This window comes from Prevotella sp. P5-92 (assembly GCF_002251245.1).
Classification (GTDB): domain Bacteria; phylum Bacteroidota; class Bacteroidia; order Bacteroidales; family Bacteroidaceae; genus Prevotella.
In genome coordinates this window covers 102,718-120,326 of sequence record NZ_NPJG01000125.1, presented here as the reverse complement: position 1 = coordinate 120,326, position 17,609 = coordinate 102,718, and the positions used below count along the sequence as shown (strand labels likewise).

At 50.1% G+C, this 17,609-nt stretch carries 16 protein-coding genes; 8 read left to right on the top strand and 8 right to left on the bottom strand.

What is annotated here, in order from left to right; all coding sequences use genetic code 11:
* Window positions 1–7: 7 nt before the first annotated feature.
* The 4 genes from CIK99_RS13350 (at window position 8) to CIK99_RS13335 (ending at window position 2,637) form a co-directional block, all read left to right on the top strand.
* A complete protein-coding gene (locus CIK99_RS13350) occupies window positions 8–307 on the top strand; it encodes an STAS domain-containing protein (RefSeq protein WP_094381983.1) in 300 nt (99 codons plus the stop codon).
* A gap of 1 nt (window position 308) precedes the next feature.
* Window positions 309–1,214, top strand: a complete 906-nt coding sequence (locus CIK99_RS13345) for a DNA/RNA non-specific endonuclease (RefSeq protein WP_094381982.1) — start codon at window positions 309–311, stop codon at window positions 1,212–1,214.
* 199 nt (window positions 1,215–1,413) lie between these two features.
* A complete protein-coding gene (locus tag CIK99_RS13340; RefSeq protein ID WP_254047812.1) occupies window positions 1,414–1,686 on the top strand; it encodes a transposase in 273 nt (90 codons plus the stop codon).
* Between the two features lie 219 nt (window positions 1,687–1,905).
* Window positions 1,906–2,637: a DUF5020 family protein gene (locus CIK99_RS13335; RefSeq protein ID WP_094382063.1), complete on the top strand. Its 732-nt coding sequence runs from the start codon at window positions 1,906–1,908 to the stop codon at window positions 2,635–2,637.
* A gap of 336 nt (window positions 2,638–2,973) precedes the next feature.
* Here CIK99_RS13335 and CIK99_RS13330 read toward each other — a convergent pair whose 3' ends face one another.
* From CIK99_RS13330 to CIK99_RS13310, 5 genes are all read right to left on the bottom strand, one after another.
* Complete coding sequence (locus tag CIK99_RS13330) at window positions 2,974–3,870, bottom strand: exopolyphosphatase (protein WP_094381981.1); 897 nt, start codon at window positions 3,868–3,870, stop codon at window positions 2,974–2,976.
* A gap of 10 nt (window positions 3,871–3,880) precedes the next feature.
* Window positions 3,881–5,941, bottom strand: coding sequence for an RNA degradosome polyphosphate kinase (locus CIK99_RS13325; RefSeq protein WP_094381980.1), 2,061 nt, complete (start codon window positions 5,939–5,941; stop codon window positions 3,881–3,883).
* Window positions 5,942–6,084: 143 nt separating this feature from the next.
* Entirely contained in the window at window positions 6,085–7,650 is a 1,566-nt protein-coding gene (locus tag CIK99_RS13320; RefSeq protein ID WP_094381979.1) for a hypothetical protein, read from the bottom strand.
* Between the two features lie 55 nt (window positions 7,651–7,705).
* A complete protein-coding gene (locus CIK99_RS13315; RefSeq protein WP_094381978.1) occupies window positions 7,706–10,441 on the bottom strand; it encodes a TonB-dependent receptor in 2,736 nt (911 codons plus the stop codon).
* 129 nt (window positions 10,442–10,570) lie between these two features.
* A complete protein-coding gene (locus CIK99_RS13310; RefSeq protein ID WP_094381977.1) occupies window positions 10,571–11,551 on the bottom strand; it encodes a hypothetical protein in 981 nt (326 codons plus the stop codon).
* Window positions 11,552–11,731: 180 nt separating this feature from the next.
* On the opposite strand from CIK99_RS13310, the gene CIK99_RS13305 reads away from it, so the two are divergent.
* Complete coding sequence (locus tag CIK99_RS13305) at window positions 11,732–11,995, top strand: GlsB/YeaQ/YmgE family stress response membrane protein (RefSeq protein ID WP_094381976.1); 264 nt, start codon at window positions 11,732–11,734, stop codon at window positions 11,993–11,995.
* A gap of 199 nt (window positions 11,996–12,194) precedes the next feature.
* Here CIK99_RS13305 and CIK99_RS13300 read toward each other — a convergent pair whose 3' ends face one another.
* Genes CIK99_RS13300 through CIK99_RS13290 form a run of 3 tightly spaced genes read right to left on the bottom strand, consistent with a single transcriptional unit; the run spans window position 12,195 to window position 14,873 of the window.
* Complete coding sequence (locus tag CIK99_RS13300) at window positions 12,195–12,995, bottom strand: MBL fold metallo-hydrolase (protein WP_094381975.1); 801 nt, start codon at window positions 12,993–12,995, stop codon at window positions 12,195–12,197.
* Window positions 12,992–14,017: a UDP-N-acetylmuramate dehydrogenase gene (gene murB / locus CIK99_RS13295; RefSeq protein ID WP_094381974.1), complete on the bottom strand. Its 1,026-nt coding sequence runs from the start codon at window positions 14,015–14,017 to the stop codon at window positions 12,992–12,994. Before murB ends, CIK99_RS13300 begins: the two co-directional genes overlap by 4 nt.
* A gap of 19 nt (window positions 14,018–14,036) precedes the next feature.
* The gene (locus tag CIK99_RS13290) at window positions 14,037–14,873 is read right to left on the bottom strand and encodes a DUF4348 domain-containing protein (protein ID WP_094382062.1); all 837 of its coding nucleotides are present in this window, start codon (window positions 14,871–14,873) and stop codon (window positions 14,037–14,039) included.
* Window positions 14,874–14,997: 124 nt separating this feature from the next.
* Here CIK99_RS13290 and pheS point away from each other — a divergent pair, with 124 nt between their 5' ends.
* The 3 genes from pheS to CIK99_RS13275 all read left to right on the top strand — a co-directional run bounded on the left by pheS (window position 14,998) and on the right by CIK99_RS13275 (window position 17,608).
* On the top strand, window positions 14,998–16,038 hold the full coding sequence (gene pheS / locus CIK99_RS13285; protein WP_094381973.1) for a phenylalanine--tRNA ligase subunit alpha: 1,041 nt from the start codon (window positions 14,998–15,000) through the stop codon (window positions 16,036–16,038).
* The gene (locus CIK99_RS13280) at window positions 16,038–16,526 is read left to right on the top strand and encodes a regulatory protein RecX (protein WP_094381972.1); all 489 of its coding nucleotides are present in this window, start codon (window positions 16,038–16,040) and stop codon (window positions 16,524–16,526) included. The genes pheS and CIK99_RS13280 overlap by 1 nt, the downstream gene beginning before the upstream one ends.
* Window positions 16,527–16,651: 125 nt before the next feature.
* A complete protein-coding gene (locus CIK99_RS13275; protein WP_094381971.1) occupies window positions 16,652–17,608 on the top strand; it encodes a PCMD domain-containing protein in 957 nt (318 codons plus the stop codon).
* Window position 17,609 lies beyond the last annotated feature (1 nt).

Here is a 17,609-nt window from a genome sequence, read left to right as displayed (position 1 = left end):
TATCATTATGGTAGAAATAAAAAGAGAAGGTGACCTCGCGACCATCGTCACCGGAGCAAGAATCGACACTATCAACGCTGGAGAGTTTGAGAAGGAAATCAATCCAATACTCGCCGAGCAGGGCGTAAACATCGTCCTTGACTGCAATTCGCTCGACTATATCAGCAGTAGCGGTTTGAGAGTGGTCCTAAAAGCACAAAAAATGGTGTCTGCGAGAAAGGGCGATATGACGCTCACCGGCGTCAAGCCTCAGATAAAGAAGGTGTTTGACATGACTGGATTCTCACGATTCCTGAAAATACAATAGGGTGAACAACTTACTATTTCTTTGGTTTCTCAGCCTCCTCTTAGTAGGATGTAATGGTCATTCGGCTAAAAACAACGGCACTGTTTCGGCTACCGAGACAGTGCCTGTATCAGATTATTCTCGTGTACAAGAATCTTCTCTTAAATCAGATAGTTCTCGTGTACAAGAATCTTCCAGTGAATCAGAATCTTCCCGTTTATCAGAACCTATCTCTGTTCCGGAATACGAACTTCCTGCCACGAAAGACGGCGAACTTATAATACGTCACACGGGCTTTACCCTATCCTACAACAAGAGTCGCAATACTCCCAACTGGTCGGCATGGTGTCTTACGGCGAGTCACACTGATGGCACGGTGCCGCGCTCGAGTAAGTTTTGGGCCGATCCCAAGGTACCCACGTCTTGTCGTGTAGAGTATTACGACTATAAGGAGTCTGGTTATGACCGTGGTCACATGTGTCCGGCGGGCGATATGAAATGGAGCGAGCAAGCCATGCACGATTGCTTTTATATGTCGAACATGTGTCCTCAGACGGGCGCGTTGAATAGTGGCGCGTGGAATGGCTTAGAGAAACGGTGCCGTGACTGGGCGAAGAAAGAGGGCCGTCTGTATATCGTTTGTGGGCCTATATATAAAAAAGGTAAGCGGCGTGAGCGTATAGGCATCGACCATGTCGTACATGTTCCTGATGCCTTCTTCAAGGCTGTTCTTTCCTTGCGCAAAGGCCATGAGAAAGCCGTCGCTTTCTATTTTCTCAACGATGAGAGCCAGCAGAGTTATAATACCGCAGCAATGTCGGTCGATGAGATAGAGGCCATCACTGGTTTTGATCTCTTTGTCGCTCTCGATGACTCCCTTGAAAGCCGCCTTGAGACAAATTCCGATGTCAGAGTCTTTACTAAGTAATTTTTTTCATCAGTGAAAATTGGGGTCACTTGCAAAAGCGTGTGGATAGCATAGCACAATAAAAGCAAGTAGGTGTACGTTTATAGAGTAAACGTTAGAACAAAATGGAACAGTATAGACTCTTAGCGGAATGCCTATTGCCAGCCCACATGCTTGACTGGTTTGACTTGAAGACTGTACGTGTCGAGAAGAAAGGTGAATGATTTTCTCTCAGAGGTGTACTAAGGAGCAAGGTGCTGTCTGCCTGCATTCATGGTACTCGAAGGTCGGTGAGTTCGGCAACAAAGCGTTCAATGATATTGCTGCCGCCATGTACGACCGTGAGGATGAGATCTTTAACTATTTTGTCAATCGCTCTACCAATGCATCAGCAGAATCCCTCAATGCAAAGATCAAGCATTTCAGAGCACAACTCAGAGGTATCATTGACCGTAAGTTCTTTCTCTTCAGACTAATGAAGATCTATGCCTAATCCACACACTTTTACTGGTGACCCAAAGATACGGCAACTATTTCAATTCCGCAAGTTCATAATGGTTCATATCGAAAAAAATATGATTGCTATTGGTTTGTGCAGCAATTCAGAATTAAAAATAATGACGATAATATTGCGAAAAGTTTGGATAATTGGATGATTTTGACTAAATTTGCACTCCTTTTTAATAATAATGGCAATAAATCAAAATACAATATGCTTAGAAAATACTTAAAAATTGCAGTGATCGCACTGCTTGTAGTCGCTTCGACAGAAGCAAAGTCGCAAAACATTCAACTTCACTACGACTTCGGCCGACATCTTTACTCGTCGGCAGAGGCCGACCGACAGAAAGTCACCGTCACCTACGAGACGTTCAAAGCCGACAAGCTTGGTTCGTGGTTTTACTTTGTTGACCTCGACCTCCGCAACGACGGAGCCAGCGGCGCCTATACCGAGGTGAGTCGTGAGTTCTCGCTCGGCAGTCAGTCGCCCTTTGCGGCACACGTGGAGTTCGACGGTGGACTGAACCTCTATGGCTCGTTCCAGAATGCCATTCTCGCTGGTCCAGCATATAACGGCCATTCAGCCGACTTCTCCAAAACGTGGAGTGTGCAGCTGCTATATCGTCAGACGCTGAAGAGCGGCGAGAAGAAAGCCCTTGCTGGCTTCCAACTCACGGGAGTGTGGGGACTGACATTAGCCCAGGGCAAATGGACTTTCTCAGGATATGCCGACCTGTGGAACGGCTTTATCCCCAAGTGGGATGCCGACGGACAGAAAAAGGGTCTCGCCTTCATGACCGAGCCGCAGCTGTGGTACAACATAAGCAAGGCTGTGTCCATCGGTACTGAAGTGGAAGTGTCTCACAACTTCATCTATTCCACCGACGGCAGCGACAAGTCGATATATGTCAATCCCACTCTCGCTTTGAAGTTTAATTTATAGCGTCTGCATTGCCGACTGTCACCTTACGAAGGTCGCCTGTCATAACTACGAAGGTCGCCTGTCATAACTACGAAGGTCGCCTGTCATAACTACGAAGGTCGCCTGTCATACTAATGACAGAGTCGGAGGAGACGTTATGCTTAACCGGTCCAGACGTATCCTTTTCGTCGTATTAACACTACTTTGCGAAGCACTCTACACTCTACATTATTTGTACTATACTTGCTGATAATATGTAAGTTATAGAATGTAGAGTGTAGAGCTGTTTGCTAATCTACATCTAATCTACCGATGCAGCCAAACCAAAATACTTCAATTCCACTTTCGCGGTGAAGTTTATTCCGTAGTCGTCAACGCGTCAATGATACAATCGGCGAGTGAGATGTTGGGAACATGGATTTCCGTGCAGCCGAGAGCCTTGGCAATGTTGAGGAATATTTCGGCGGCGGGGATGATTACGTCGGCACGGTCGGGCTTCAGACTGTAGAGGTTTATCCGCTCTTCGATGGTGAGGGGTTTCAGTTCGTCGTGTATCTGTTGCAGATTGTGTACTGGCAGGATGTTGTGGCGGCTTTTCTTCGACTTCTCGTGAAACATTCGTGAGAGCTTGTTGATATTTCCTCCAGAGCCAATGATGACGATGTCGGGATATTGTTCGGCATAAGCCTTCAGGTCGCGAGTCATGGTCTCGATGGTGTCGGGACTGACGGCTCCACTTAGCAGTCGGATGGTACCGATATTATACGAGCAGCTGCCCACGAGTTGTCCGTTGCTGAGAAGTGAGATCTCGGTGCTTCCTCCACCCACATCCACGTAGGCATAGTTCCCGCTTACCGACTCGGCCGACTCGATGGCATAGTTATACAGCAGTCTGGCTTCCTCCCCGCCTTCGAGAATCTCAATATCAATGCCTGTCTCCTTGCGAATCTTTTTCAGAATCTTCTCGCCGTTGCGTGCGTCGCGCATGGCAGAGGTGGCGCATGCCCTGTATTTGCATACGTTATAGAGCTTCATCAGTTGTTTGTAGCTTTTTATCATGTGCATCATCATGCGTTGTCGCTCGTCGCTAATCTCGCCGAGTGTAAACACGTCCTTGCCCAGTCGCAAGGGGATGCGCAGGAAGAGCACCTTGCTGAACTCCATGTTTCCCATCGAGTCTTCCTTCACGTTTTTTATCAACAGTCGTGCTCCGTTTGAGCCGATGTCTATAGCAGCATAATTATTGTTTTCCATTTCCTTTTTTTTATTTAATGTCCTTGCTTTCCTCCTTGTAAATCTCTTCCTGCGACCTGAACTTCTCGCCTTCGGGCAGGGCGTTGGCGCCACGGCCGTCGATGATGCGGGCGTTGGTAGTGTCGCGCAGGCCGTATTCCACTGTTCGCAAGAGATTGGCCTTGAGGTCTTCGTCGTAAACGGGAGTGAGCACTTCTATGCGGTTAATAAGGTTTCGAGGCATCCAGTCAGCCGAACCGAGATAGTAGCGTGGCAGTCCGCCGTTGGCGAAGATGAGGATGCGCGAGTGTTCGAGATAAGTGTCGATGACACCTCGGGCGTTGATGTTTTCGCTGATGCCAGGCAGTCCGGGCACGAGCGAGCAGTTGCCTCTCACCAGCAGGTCGATCTTCACTCCTGCCTGCGATGCATCGTAGAGTTTCTCTACGATGTCCTCGTCGGTGATATGGTTTATCTTCACCTTTATCCACGCTTCGTGTCCCTCCTTGGCATTATGAATCTCCTCGCCGATGAGTTTCAGCAGTTTCGGTTTCATCTCGTTAGGCGAGACGAGCAGTTCGCGGAACTTCACTGGCTTGAATGGTTTGTTGATAAACTCAAACACCTTTTTCACCTCCCTCACTATCTGTGGCCGTGCCGTCATCATCATATAGTCGGTATAAACCTTTGCGTTGCCCTCGTGCAGGTTTCCCGTTCCTATACAGGCGATGTCGCCTTTTTTACATGTGATATAAACCAGTTTGGAGTGAATCTTCAGTCCTTCCACTCCGAACACCACTTCCACTCCCGCTTCCTGCAGTCGTTTGCTCCATTTGATGTTGCTCTCCTCGTCGAATCGTGCGAGCAGTTCGATTACTACTGTCACCTTCTTGCCGTTGCGAGCCGCGCAGATGAGCGCTTTCACCACCTTCGATGCCTTTGCCAGTCGGTATAGTGTGACGTTGATTGCCTTCACATCGTCGCTCAGTGCCGCCTCTCGCAGTACACGAATGAAGCTGTTGAAAGAGTGGTATGGCACGTGGATGAAGCGGTCTTTCTGTCTTATGGCGTCGAGAATGCTCCGTGGTGACTCCAGTTCTGGCTTTAGTATAGGTGCCCATCTTGGATATTTCAGGTCAGTCCGTCCGCAGTCAGGAAATGCCATGAGGTCTTTATGGTTTTGGTATCTTCCTCCGCTGACAATGGTGTCGAGTGCGTCGATATTGAGTCGTGCCATGATGCGTTTGAGCAGTTCTTTCGGCATGTTGTCGTCGTAGATCACTCGGATTGGTTCGCCGCTCTTCCTGCTTTTCACGCCCTTAGCCACCTTCTGCATCACACCGCTGCCGAGGTCGTTGTCCATCTCCATCTCAGCGTCTTTTGTAAACTTAAACGAGTAAGCTTCGTAAGCGCAGTTGTCGCTTCCAACGAAAATCATTGGCAGACAGAATCTTATCACGTCGTCGAGAAACATGATATTTTCCTTGTCGTCGCTCTTGGGCAGTCTGACAAATCGTCCCACCTCCTTGTCGGGCATGGCTATGAGGGCATAATTGGTATTAGGTTTTTTCTTCCCTTCTATCCATTCCATTTGTTTCACGGCGAGGAAGATGCCGTCGTCCACCGTGGTTCCTATCTCTTTCACTTGCGACAGCCACAAGGGATTGGTAGAGCCGTTGAGCTTGTCGAGATAGAATCGGCGTATGTACTCCTGCTGTTCTGCGTTGAGCTGGTGCTCGTGCAGTAGTCTTATGCCCTGTTGTTCCAGTTCATCGGTGATGTCGTTGACAGCCTTCTCAAACTCTTTGTTGTAGCAGGAGTTAAGATGGTTTATGTCCTTTATGGTGCGTTTAGCCCGTTCGCGGTCGTTTTTTATGTTTTTGTCTTTCGACTGTGCAATGCGGTTGAGCGATGCCATTCTCACTCGGAAGAACTCATCGAGATTGTTTGAGTAGATGCCGAGAAATGTCATTCTCTCAAGTACAGGAATGTCTTTTTTTTCTGCTTCCTGTAGTATCCGGTGGTTAAAATACATCCAACTGAGGTCTCTTTCCACGAAAGCTCCTTTGATTTTGTTTGTTTCTTTTTCCATACTATGCTATGCTTTGGTTTTTCTGTGTGCAAAGTTATTTAATCATTGCTACAATGGTGTTACAGGAGAGTTAAGATAGTGTAAAAAAAAAGGCCTCGCGATTCATCGCGAGGCACTGTGGCTGGAGAGATGTTTTTTGGTGATTAGTATTGGGCGTTTTGCGGATCAAAGTTTGTCCAGCCCTTGAGCCAATTCTCGGTGGCGTTGAATGCTCCAACGTAGCTCACCTTGTCGAGCCATGCTGACGTTTCGCCAGCGAATGAAGCAAGTGAGAGAAGCGGGCTGTTGGCCGATGGCATGAAAGGCGAGCCAACGTTTGAAGCGTCTGTGAGGGCGAGTGCTACGATGTCGTCGTATGCCTTGTTGTTAAGAGCCTCCTGGAAGAAGAAGGTGTTGGAATACGACTTCTGTGAGGCATCGATGACAGCCTTCTTGGCAGCGTCGTAGAGCACGTCGTCGTAAATCTTGTTGGCATCTGAGCCGATGATGTCCATGCCAGCGAGCACGTTATTGTGGAAACGTATTGTTCCAGCCTTGGCCTGAGCCGGAGTGTCGCCTTTCTCGCCGTCGATGATGAGACCTATTGGCCATCCTAAAGCCACAGAGTTGATGATGTTCAGTCGTGAGCTGCGTCTTATCTGCATTGCCGACTGGAACTTACCGAGTGCCGAGCCGTTGTTAGGGTTCATCTTTCCGCCAGTGATGAAGTCGGTTGTGTTTTCAAACTTCACGCCCGTCTGTGCCTTTGGTCCCACGATGGTGATATTGCTGAATGTGGCGGTGGTGTAAGGCGACACGTCTGATCCGCCGGCGTTGTTGTCGCTCTCGAAGCCGTTGCTCTGCGACTTGTCGGCAATCTTCGCGTCGCGGACGGAGAGTCCGTACTGTACTGTGCCCGAGTAGCCGTTGTCGGTGTCGAAGTCGTCGTCCCATCCGTGGTATGCCACGAGATACTTGCAGTTTACGGTACCTCCAAACCACTCAAACGAGTCGTCGTTGGTGTATGACACCTGCACGTGGTCAATCTGTGTGCCGCTACCCACCGAACCGAGTGTCAGTCCGTTAATCTCCTGGTCGGTCTGGAACGGATATCCGGCGAATTCAATTCTCACGTAGCTCAGTACACCTGAGTTGTCGGCATCGTCGTTGCCACCGTGCTTTGTGCGTGGTCCGCCTTCAATCTGCATCTCCGTCTGGTTGTTGCGCGCCTTGCCACAGATAATCAGTCCTCCCCAGTCGCCCGGTTTGCGGCTTCCGGCAGCCTCTTCCGAAGTGAACACGATAGGTTCTGTTGCCGTGCCCTTGGCTATAAGTTTTCCGCCTCGTTCGCAGATGAGCGATGCCTTGGTCTGCTTGTCGCCTTTGATTATGGTACCTGGCTCGATGGTGAGTTCAGCACCGTTGGCTATATAGACCCATCCTTTCAGCAGGTATGTTCCTTTCTTTAGAGTCTGTTTTCCTGTGAATACAAATTCGGCGTCGCCGTTACCAATCTGTGTTCCTTCAGCGTTCTCGCTGTTGTCGGTCACGCTGAAGAGCAGATGGTCGCAAGCCTTCAGTCCGCCGTCGGTGCTCCATGTGTATTTCACTTCAGGCACTTCGGGTTTTTCGGGCGTTTGTCCCGGTTCGTCGTTGTCACTGCTGCATGCCGTCATGCAGGTTGCAAGCGCCATAATGCTTGCCATTGCTAAATACTTTACTGTTTTCATCTTTTTACGTATAGTTAAAATTGAGAATTGTCTTTTATGTCTTTTTTCCCTTCCGTCAGAAGGTCACTGTTCCAGTCACTCCGATGTTTCTTCCCGGCTTGTACTGTCGTGTTATCTGCTCCACCTCTCGCGTCTGTCCATCCTTTGTCTTAGCCTCGGCAAACTGCTTGTAGCTCACTTTCTGTGCGAGTATGTCGCGGATGTTAGCTTTCAGTTCAAAGTGTTTGCCAAACTTTTTTGATATGGTGAAGTCTATCACGTCTCGCGGCATTTCGTAAGAGTCTGGCACGCGGGCGTTGTCTTCGCTTCCCGTCGAGCCCTCGCTGCGTCCCACACCAATGATGCGCTTTCCTATGCGGTTGTAGAGCAGTGAGATGTTGAGTTGCTGCCGTTCGTTTTTATAGAAGAGTCCGGTGTTTACCAGATACGGCGACTGTCCCTGCATTGGTCGGTTTTCGTTGCGAGAACCTTCTGGGAAGTTCACCCGCGAGTGGATGAGTGTACCATTGAACGATAGCGAGAAGTTTCTCAGTCCTATGAAGGCGAGGTCTTTGCGTATGTCGAGTTCCAGTCCGACGTTGTCGGCACTCTCGGCGTTTTCATACGAGTAGATGAGGTTTGTTCCTCCTGCCACGGTGTAGGTCCACTCTATGGGGCTGTTGAATCGCTTGTAGAAGGCGGCCAGCGTGATTTGTTCGCCGCGCGACGGATAGAACTCATAGCGGAGGTCGATGTTATGGATGTAGCACGACTTGAGGTCAACATTTCCCTGCACGTGGGAGGCGAGGTCGAAGTCGTAATAGACCGACGGCGACACCTCGCGGAACTCTGGCCTGTTGACCGACTTTCCGTACGAGAGCCTTACCTGGTTGCGTTCGTCAATCACGTAAGTGGTGTTGACCGAAGGGAATATGTCGCCATCGCGGTAGAATTTGCTCTGAGGGCTTTCCACGTCGTCGCGACTGTTGGTGATTAGTTCCATGTTGTTATACTCATAGCGCAGTCCGGCGTGTATCTTCAGTTTACCTACTGGTATCGAGGCAGTGAGATATCCAGCGCCGAGCGTGTTGCGTCCCTTGTAGTTGTTGCGCATACACTGTTCTTCTATGAGGTGAAGCTTGTCTGGTCCGAGATACTCAGGGTTGGAGAGCAGTTCTGTCATGTCCATCTTCCTGAATCCGTCGGGCAGTCGGTTGTCTTCCATCTCCCAGTTGTAGATAAACTGTCGGGTGTTGTATTTCCTCGATCTGTATTCGCCATATCCGCCCAGCGTGAAAGTGACGGGCGAGGGTAGGGGAGCGAAGCGGTAGTTGGCGTTGGCCGATGCAATATGCTCGTCGAGTTTTGTGAATTCGCGGTTAATCTCGTTTCCCGCCGTGAGCATCATCGTTCCCTGTTCGAGCGCGTCGTCGATGGTGTATCGTCTTCTGTCGGGCATGCGTCTGTTGGCATACGAGTAGCTTGCGCTCCATTCAATGTTGTCGTTGTCGTTCAGTGCGTGTTTTCCGGTTAGCTGTGTGCAGTAAGTCAGTCGGCTGCGGTAGTAGTATTCCGCTCCAGTCTCGTTGTCCGACTGCGCGTTGACGCCTTGTCGGTCTGTATATCTGCGGTTTGTCAGCCGGTTGAAGATGTTCTTCAGCTCATACTTGTTGTTGCCCGACGGCGAGAGCAGTGAGAGGTTGAGCATGGCGCCGAGCCGTTGGTTGGCGTTATACTGGTTGTCGGTAGAATGTCGGAGGTAGTTGCTTTTGTCGTTGGCTGAGTCATATACACCGAAGAGGTTGTTGGTCATGTTGTCGTAAGTGCGGTATTCGTTGGTGAAGTTTGCCGCTCCCACCATTCCTAATCGCCATGCCTCACCCAAGGTCCACCGCCTGTTCCAGTCGGCAGCCAACTTCAGGTCGCCGATGGGTTTGCGAGTCTTCACACGCCAGTCGTTGTTGAGTCCGCTGTCGATGATATCTACTGGTCCTTCTGCTGGATAGTGGCTATTATGTTTGGCGTATCTAAAGTCAGAGAAATGGGTGGCATCGTTCCAGTTTCCGCCTACTGAGAGAGAGAAAGCGTTCTGCGACGGAATGTCTTTGGTGTTGATTTGGATGAAACCACCCGTGAAGTCTGCTGGATATTCAGCGCTTGGCGACTTCACAATCACGAGGTTGTCAATCTGGCTGCTCGGAATAATGTCGAACGAGAAAGCCCTTGAGTCAGCCTCTGAACTTGGTACGGCGCCGCCGTTGATCCACACGTTGTTGTATCGTTGCGACAGTCCCCTTACCATAACAAACTTATCCTCTATGAGGCTCACGCCCGGCACGCGGCGTATCACCTCGCTTGCGTTGTTATCCTGCGTACGTTTTATTTCTTGTGCCGAGATGTTGCTCACTATGACGGAGCTGACTTTTGCTGCCTCTATCATGGCTGCGTCGGTGTTGCGTCGGGCCATTCCCGTCACCTTCACCTCGCCGAGTGTCTGTTCGTCGCTAACCATTTCCACTACAATATCCTTTTGCTCCGAACGGTCGTCGGCCACCACTCCGTCAATATTTGAGTTTCTGTAACCTATATATCTTATTAATAATGTGTGTTTTCCACGTTTCAATCCGGCGAGTGTGAATCGTCCGTCCATGTCGGTAGTCACGCCTTTGTCGCCTGCCATGACAGTGGCTCCGATGAGCGGTTCTCCAGTTGCCTTGTCTTTTACCACTCCTTTCACCGTGTCGGCCATGGCGGCCGTTGTGGTCATCACGAGCAGCGTCGCAGCTGCCAATAATCCTTTTTTCATACTCATTGCATCTACTTGTTCTTTTTCGAGTGCAAAGGTACGAAGTCAAGATTACATTGTTACGACAACAATGTTACGATAATAATAAAATCAAATTTTGTGATTTTTTTTCTAAACGAACTCTATCCCTCTTCTCTATTCCCTTATTTCCGTCACGTATTCCGCGTCTATTGTCATAAACCCTTCACCTCCTATTTCTTTCTTGAGCATTATCTCCTTGGGCCATCCGTCGAGGAAGTATGCGCGGTATTCGTCACCGTTGTATTTAAACGGATTCTTCTGGAACTTTCTCATCATGTCCTGCACTTCTTCCATTTTTCCCTCTTCGTAGAGGCCCATAGTTTTCGCAATCACACCTACCAGATCCGACACCTTGTCAGTAGGCATGTCGCCTTGGCTGTTGCTCTCTAACCCGTAGAGGTACAAGCCTGTTTCCTCTTCTTTATCTACAAACGCATGTAGCTCGAAATTGATAGGCACAATAAACGACGTTGAATCCACAAACGACTTGCTCTCGTCGAGAGTCAGCTGCAGACCGTGGCAGTTGAACAAATGTGAAATCTCAGGAAACAGACTCGCAGCCGCCGTCGCGTCAGACTCAATGCTTTGGTTGAGGTAGGTGCAGTATTTGTTGAACATCGTGCGCTCTTCGGCGTCGGCAATCGTCGCCGTCGTCTCCTTCATCTTATTCACCACCATATTCCAGTTGTCTATGGCCTGAAACTCTCCCAATTCGCTCAGTCTCAGCCTCAGCCTCTCGCCCTTCAGATTTTTCTGCAGGAGCAAGGCAGCATTGACCGCAGGTTTCTTACCAGTGATGTCTGTCGCTCCCGGGATGAAGTCGAGCATATAACAGTGCGAGGTGGAGTCAGTCACGATCAGCGTCGAGGTTCTATCCACTCGCCTTGTCAGTGTGGTGTCGTTGTCTGTTACATTTGCTTTCATCTCTACGTATTCATATCGTGCCGTATCGTTCTTGCAGAAATACGCCACGATATTTATCACGTTGTCGTCCTCCTCCTCGTCAGTTGCGCCGCCTTTGGCATTTCCTGCCAAGACCACTGGCATACACAGTGCCATCAGCGCTGCAGCCATCAAAAGTCTCATCTGTCTCATATAGTGTTTTTTAATACTGCAAAGTTACACCTTAATTGATATACATCTACAATACTCGCCAAAAAATTAAACATTCTTAACTGCAGACTGTCGTGTCCCTCAAAAAATATTCACACATATCCTTGTCAGGATGAAAAAAACTTCGTACTTTTGCGGAAGATTATTATTAATATACTACTTATGTTTGAACATATTGCAGAATTTACGACGTGGCCGATATTAACAGGAATATTAGTTGGCTATATTGCCAACCGCATAATGAGCGGTGAGGGCAAGGGATGCTGTATGAACCTGATAATAGGTATTGTGGGCAGTTTTGTCGGTGCCTTTATTGGTTCGCTCTTTAATGTACAACTCTATGGAGCCGGATACTTAAAGAACTTCATCTTCTGCGTCATAGGCTCGGTAGTGGTGCTGTGGCTATGGAAGAAGTTGTTTGGGTAACAACCTAAGCTTAGATGACAACTGAATACTCGTGTGTCACGGTCGTACCACAGTTAGTAACACGGTTGTTCCATGGTTATGGAACAACCGTGTTACTAACTGTGGTACAACTGTTCCAAACGCTGTGGTTATTTCATGAGAAAGACACTCGTAGTTATGTCATACATTCTATTCATGCATGTATATATAAGGAATAGAGTCAAATGGTCTGACAAGATGGGCTGACCTCTATTTCTTCCCCATCGTATGCCAGTCTGACCGGATGGGGGAGACGGGCGTTGACAGCGGAGTGGAGACCTATGTCGTGGCAGCTGTGTACAAGGAGGGCTTGGGTGGGCGACACTTCGCGGATAAAGGCAAGCGACTCATCGACAAGGAGATGAGAGTGATGGGCCTTTGTGAAACGTAGAGCGTTAATCACCATGACATCTGCACCTCTGGCATAGGGCACCTCCGAAGGGGAGATGGTTTTCATGTCGGTGATATAGACGAGGACACTATGACTCGTGAGCGACTCGATACGGTAGGCGAGGATGGGCAGACGACCGTGCATGACGATGAAGGGAGTGATGCTAAGATCGCCCACGGTGAACGACTCGTGGGCCGACACCTCTATGAGACGGATATTTGGCACACCAGGATACTTATGCTCTACAAAACAGTAGGGCATGTTGTGACGGATATTGGCAGCGGCGGTGGAGTCGGCGTAGATATTGATGTCGCCGAAGATGCAGAACGGGCGAAGGTCGTCCATACCGCCGACATGGTCGTAGTGATGATGGGTGACAAGGATGGCATCAATCTTGCGGAATTTCAAAGGCAGCACCTGCTGACGGAAGTCTGGACCACAGTCGATGAGCAGCCGCGTTGACGACGTCTCGACGAGGGCTGAACAACGCAGACGATGGTCGTGGGGGTCGGTGCTGGTACAGACCTCGCATTGGCATCCTATGACGGGAACGCCGCAGCTGGTACCGGTGCCAAGGAAACGGAGCTTCATAGTATGTTGACTTCTGGATGGATATCAATATCGAAACGTGTGCGTACATCAGCACGGATAGTGTCGGAGAGGTGGATTATGTCTGCTCCGGTGGCTCCGCCGCGGTTGACAAGCACGAGGGCTTGACGTGAGTGGACGCCAGCCTTGCCAAGGCTCTTGCCTTTCCAACCGCACTGCTCTATGAGCCATCCCGCGGGAATCTTTACTCGGTCGGCATCGACGTCGTAGTGGGGCATGACGGGCCATGTGGCGAGGAGACTCTCATACTGGGCTCGGCTTATGATGGGGTTCATGAAGAAGCTGCCAGCATTGCCCTCGACGGCGGGGTCGGGGAGCTTGTCGCGACGGATGGAGATGATGACATCGCGCAGCTGGGCTGCTGTGGGAGTGGCGATACCCAAGCGCTGTAGCTCAGCGGCGATATTGCCGTAGGCGGTGTGGGGCGTGAAACGGCGGTGAAGACGGTAGGTTACGTGGGTGACGACATAGCGTCCGCGCCACTCGTCCTTAAAGCGGCTGTAGCGGTAGGCATAGCCAATGTTGGCGGCGGGAATGGTGATACAGCTGCCTGTGGCTATCTCGACGGCTTCCACCTTATATATTATATCTTTTGCCTCCACACCATAGGCTCCGATATTCTGCACGGCGCTCGCGCCTATCTCGCCTGGGATGAAGGAGAGGTTTTCTGCTCCATACCAGCCGTGACTGACGGCAGTGGCTACAAAGTCGTCCCATACCTCGCCGCTTCCCACACGCACGAGAATGTCGTCGGCCGATGTGGGGTATGGCATGGGTTCGATGCCGCGAATGGCGGAGTGGAGTACGGTGCCGGGATAGTCGGCTGTGAGCAGGATGTTGCTGCCGCCACCAACCACGAAGAGAGGATGGTCGGCTTCGGTGAGGCTGGCGAGGATGCCGATGAGGTCTGCCTCGTCGCTAAACTCTATATATCGGCGGCACGTGGCGTGGATGCCAAAGGTGTTGTGCCGTGAGAGGTCGTAGTCGTGAATGTCTTTTCTCATTGTTTCTCCCTGATAATATTTACTGGCATAGCTTGGTGAGGAACCAGCTGCCGGCTTCGCGCTTGAAGGTGAGCTCCATCTCGAGTCCGTTGGCAATGCCGCGCAGGACAAAGATCTTCTGTGATGCCGATGTGACGGTCTCGCCGTAATTGATGTTGTAGATCATGTCAGTGGGCAGTTCGGGAGCGAAGGCTGGCCACGTCTCGGGCGTGAGCAGACCTTCCATCTGGGCAAAGTCGTCGTCAGGATCGGGACCCGTAAACTGCACAGGATTGCTGATATGGCTTGCCTGGAATGTGCTGTCGGTGGCAAACTGATGGTAGAACTTCAGGAACGATGCGTTGGCATTCTTATGTAGCGGCTGGTAGCGCAGGGTGTGCATCATCCAAAGGCCACGCTCACGGAGGAAGACATACTGCTTGACTGTCTTGGTGTCGAAGTAGATCTTCTCCACCTCAACATAGTTGACAGATGTGTCTTTCACCACGTTCATCTGTCGGCGGGAGTCGAAGACGAGCGTGTAGTATCCCTGACGCATGAAGAAATGGTCGGTCTTCCACTGACGCTTGCCAATGGTATCGGTTGAGCCTACCTTCTCTACCTTCAACGGCCACTTGATGCGGTTGCGTTGCAGCTTGCCGTTGGCTGCAAAGTTGAAAAAGAAGTCATCGAAGAGTTCGTCGGCTGCCTTGGGCATCGGCGTCTCGGAGATGATTTGCTCCATGGTATCAACGACGGCAGTGTCGCGTATGCTGTCGCTGTCGGCGGGCGCGTCTTGTGGCCCGTCGGTCTTGTTTCCCTTGCAGGAGAACATTAACGCTAAGAAAGCGAAAAAAGCTGTTAAAATCTTCTTCATTTTTACTTCGGACATGTGTCCGCCTCTCAAATTTCGGCAAAAGTACAACTTTATTTTGATAAAATGCTCTTTTTCCCATAAAAAATATTACCTTTGCACCAAATTTATATAAATATCTCAAAAAATGATACTCGAAAAGATAGCACAACTTCTCGAAGAAGTGAAGAATATGAATGCCCAGAACGCTGACGAGGTGGAGGCACTGCGCCTGAAATACCTCAGCAAAAAGGGTGAGATAACGGCACTGATGGCCGACTTCCGCAGCGTGCCTGCAGAACAGAAAAAAGAGGTGGGCATGAAGATCAACGAACTGAAGCAGACTGCCCAGGAGCGCATCAACGCTCTGAAGGAGCAGCTGGAGCAGAATGAGGGCGACGCACTGAACATCGACCTCACTCGCACACCCTATCCGGTAAAGTTAGGAACACGTCATCCGCTGACGATAGTGACCAACGAGATTATCGACATCTTCTCACGAATGGGTTTCGTCCTGGCCGACGGTCCGGAGGTGGAGGACGACCTGCACGTGTTTACAAAGATGAACTTTGCCGCCGACCATCCTGCCCGTGACATGCAGGACACATTCTTCGTGGAGCAGAGCCGTCTGGGCGACGTGACAAAGAACATCTTGCTGAGGTCGCACACCAGCTCGGTTCAGGCTCGTGTGATGGAGACATCGCAGCCGCCAATAAGAATTATTTGTCCCGGACGAGTATATCGCAACGAGGCCATCACCGCCCGCGCTCACTGTTTCTTCCATCAAGTGGAAGGACTATATATAGACAAGAACGTGTCGTTTACCGACCTAAAGCAAGTGCTGCTATCGTTTGCAAGGGAGATGTTTGGTGCCGACACAAAGATTCGTCTGCGTCCGAGCTACTTCCCGTTTACGGAACCTAGTGCCGAAATGGACATCTCGTGCCACATCTGCGGCGGCAAGGGCTGCGGATTCTGTAAGCACACTGGATGGGTGGAAATACTTGGCTGCGGCATGGTTGACCCTAATGTCCTGGAACAGTGTGGCATTGACAGTAAGGTATATACGGGCTACGCCTTCGGTATGGGCGTGGAGCGCATCACTAACCTGAAGTACCGCGTGAGCGACCTGAGAATGTTCTCGGAAAACGACACACGGTTCCTCAAGGAGTTTGAGGCGGCGAACTGATGACGGAGGAACAGGCTCTGAACAGACTTGCCGCTCTTTGCTCGCAGGCTGAACACTGCATGCAGGAGATGAGAGACAAGATGGCACGCTGGGGCATTGATGACGATGCCCAACAGCGTGTCGTCGATTATCTCGTGGCAAACCGATATGTGGATGACAGACGCTACGCACGCTCGTTTGTGAACGACAAGCTGAAGTATAACAAATGGGGACCGAGGAAGATAGAACAGGCGCTCTGGATGAAACATATCGACGACGATATCAGGCAGGAAGCACTCGACGACGTGGACAACGAGGAGTATGTCAGTGTGCTCAGACCGCTGCTGACAAGCAAACGGAAGACCATCAAGGCAGATAGCGACTATGAGATGAACACTAAGCTGCTACGCTTTGCGTTAGGACGAGGCTTCACGTTCCAACAGGTGAAGGAGGTGATAGACGACGTGGAAGATGTCGAAGATAATGACATCACAGATGAGGACATATAAGAAGGAGGAAAACTAAAAGTTTAAAATAGGTTTCGTTAAGTTAGAAAACTTTATTATTTCTATGGTTTTTTAGCTTTTGTCGATATAAATGTCTATATTTGCACGCATAATAATGTCAAATAGCTATGTGTGTAAGAATAATTTTGTTTTTTATTGCCCTGACGGCGACATGCCACGGGGCTAAGGCGCAGGAGAAGACCGTAGGGCTGAAATACGGTAACATGGACTCGTGGGTGACAAGGACCATACACGAGTCGGCAGTGATTGGCGGCGACGACAAAACCCTATATGAAGTTGGACCAGCACGCCACTTAGACGGCAATACGCCTTACCATAATCTCGGCGGCTCGCCCTGGGGCACATCGAACGTGATGGCGAAGGTATCGGGGATAGTGAAGACCAACAATACCGTATATCGGGAGAAACGCGGAGGCGGATATTGCGCTCGTCTGGAGACACATATTGAAAGAGTGAAGGTGCTGGGACTGGTGAATATTAACGTGCTTGCAGCTGGCTCGCTCTTCCTCGGCGACATGACCGAACCTATTACGGGGACAAAGAACGGCGAGAAATATCAGAATTGGGGCGTTCCTTTCACCTCGCACCCGAAGGCCTTGCGCTTTGATTATAGGTTCAAGGCGAGCGGTGAGCCTGACAGAATAAAGCTTACGGGATTCGGAGGTAGCAGTAAGGTGAAGGGCAAGGACAAGGCTATCGTGATCTTCCTGTTGCAGAGACGTACAGAGGATGCCGCGGGCAACATCACGGCAAAGAGAGTGGGGACGATGGTGGTGACATACGACACCTCGACCGAAGGATGGCGTAATGGTGCAACATACGACATCCTCTATGGCGACATACGGCATAACCCTAAATACAATCCCGAGACAATGCATCTGCGCTCTGTGGATTACGCAAGGAACTCAAAGGGAAAGAATGTGTTGGTGAAAGAGACGGGATGGGCTTCGTCAGACGAAATACCAACACACATGCTTCTGCAGTTTACGTCGAGCCATGGTGGCGCATATATAGGTTCGCCGGGCAACACGTTGTGGGTGGATAATGTAAAGTTGGTATATTGAA

Excerpts from the sequence above, each read along its gene's own strand:
- CIK99_RS13330 (WP_094381981.1), bottom strand. The coding sequence starts at position 3,870 with ATGGAAAACAATAATTATGCTGCTATAGACATCGGCTCAAACGGAGCA.
- CIK99_RS13340 (WP_254047812.1), top strand. The coding sequence starts at position 1,414 with ATGATTTTCTCTCAGAGGTGTACTAAGGAGCAAGGTGCTGTCTGCCTG.
- CIK99_RS13335 (WP_094382063.1), top strand. The coding sequence starts at position 1,906 with ATGCTTAGAAAATACTTAAAAATTGCAGTGATCGCACTGCTTGTAGTC.
- CIK99_RS13310 (WP_094381977.1), bottom strand. The coding sequence starts at position 11,551 with ATGAGACAGATGAGACTTTTGATGGCTGCAGCGCTGATGGCACTGTGT.
- CIK99_RS13325 (WP_094381980.1), bottom strand. The coding sequence starts at position 5,941 with ATGGAAAAAGAAACAAACAAAATCAAAGGAGCTTTCGTGGAAAGAGAC.
- CIK99_RS13290 (WP_094382062.1), bottom strand. The coding sequence starts at position 14,873 with ATGAAGAAGATTTTAACAGCTTTTTTCGCTTTCTTAGCGTTAATGTTC.
- CIK99_RS13300 (WP_094381975.1), bottom strand. The coding sequence starts at position 12,995 with ATGAAGCTCCGTTTCCTTGGCACCGGTACCAGCTGCGGCGTTCCCGTC.
- CIK99_RS13275 (WP_094381971.1), top strand. The coding sequence starts at position 16,652 with ATGTGTGTAAGAATAATTTTGTTTTTTATTGCCCTGACGGCGACATGC.
- CIK99_RS13350 (WP_094381983.1), top strand. The coding sequence starts at position 8 with ATGGTAGAAATAAAAAGAGAAGGTGACCTCGCGACCATCGTCACCGGA.
- pheS (WP_094381973.1), top strand. The coding sequence starts at position 14,998 with ATGATACTCGAAAAGATAGCACAACTTCTCGAAGAAGTGAAGAATATG.
- CIK99_RS13280 (WP_094381972.1), top strand. The coding sequence starts at position 16,038 with ATGACGGAGGAACAGGCTCTGAACAGACTTGCCGCTCTTTGCTCGCAG.
- CIK99_RS13315 (WP_094381978.1), bottom strand. The coding sequence starts at position 10,441 with ATGAGTATGAAAAAAGGATTATTGGCAGCTGCGACGCTGCTCGTGATG.
- CIK99_RS13305 (WP_094381976.1), top strand. The coding sequence starts at position 11,732 with ATGTTTGAACATATTGCAGAATTTACGACGTGGCCGATATTAACAGGA.
- murB (WP_094381974.1), bottom strand. The coding sequence starts at position 14,017 with ATGAGAAAAGACATTCACGACTACGACCTCTCACGGCACAACACCTTT.
- CIK99_RS13320 (WP_094381979.1), bottom strand. The coding sequence starts at position 7,650 with ATGAAAACAGTAAAGTATTTAGCAATGGCAAGCATTATGGCGCTTGCA.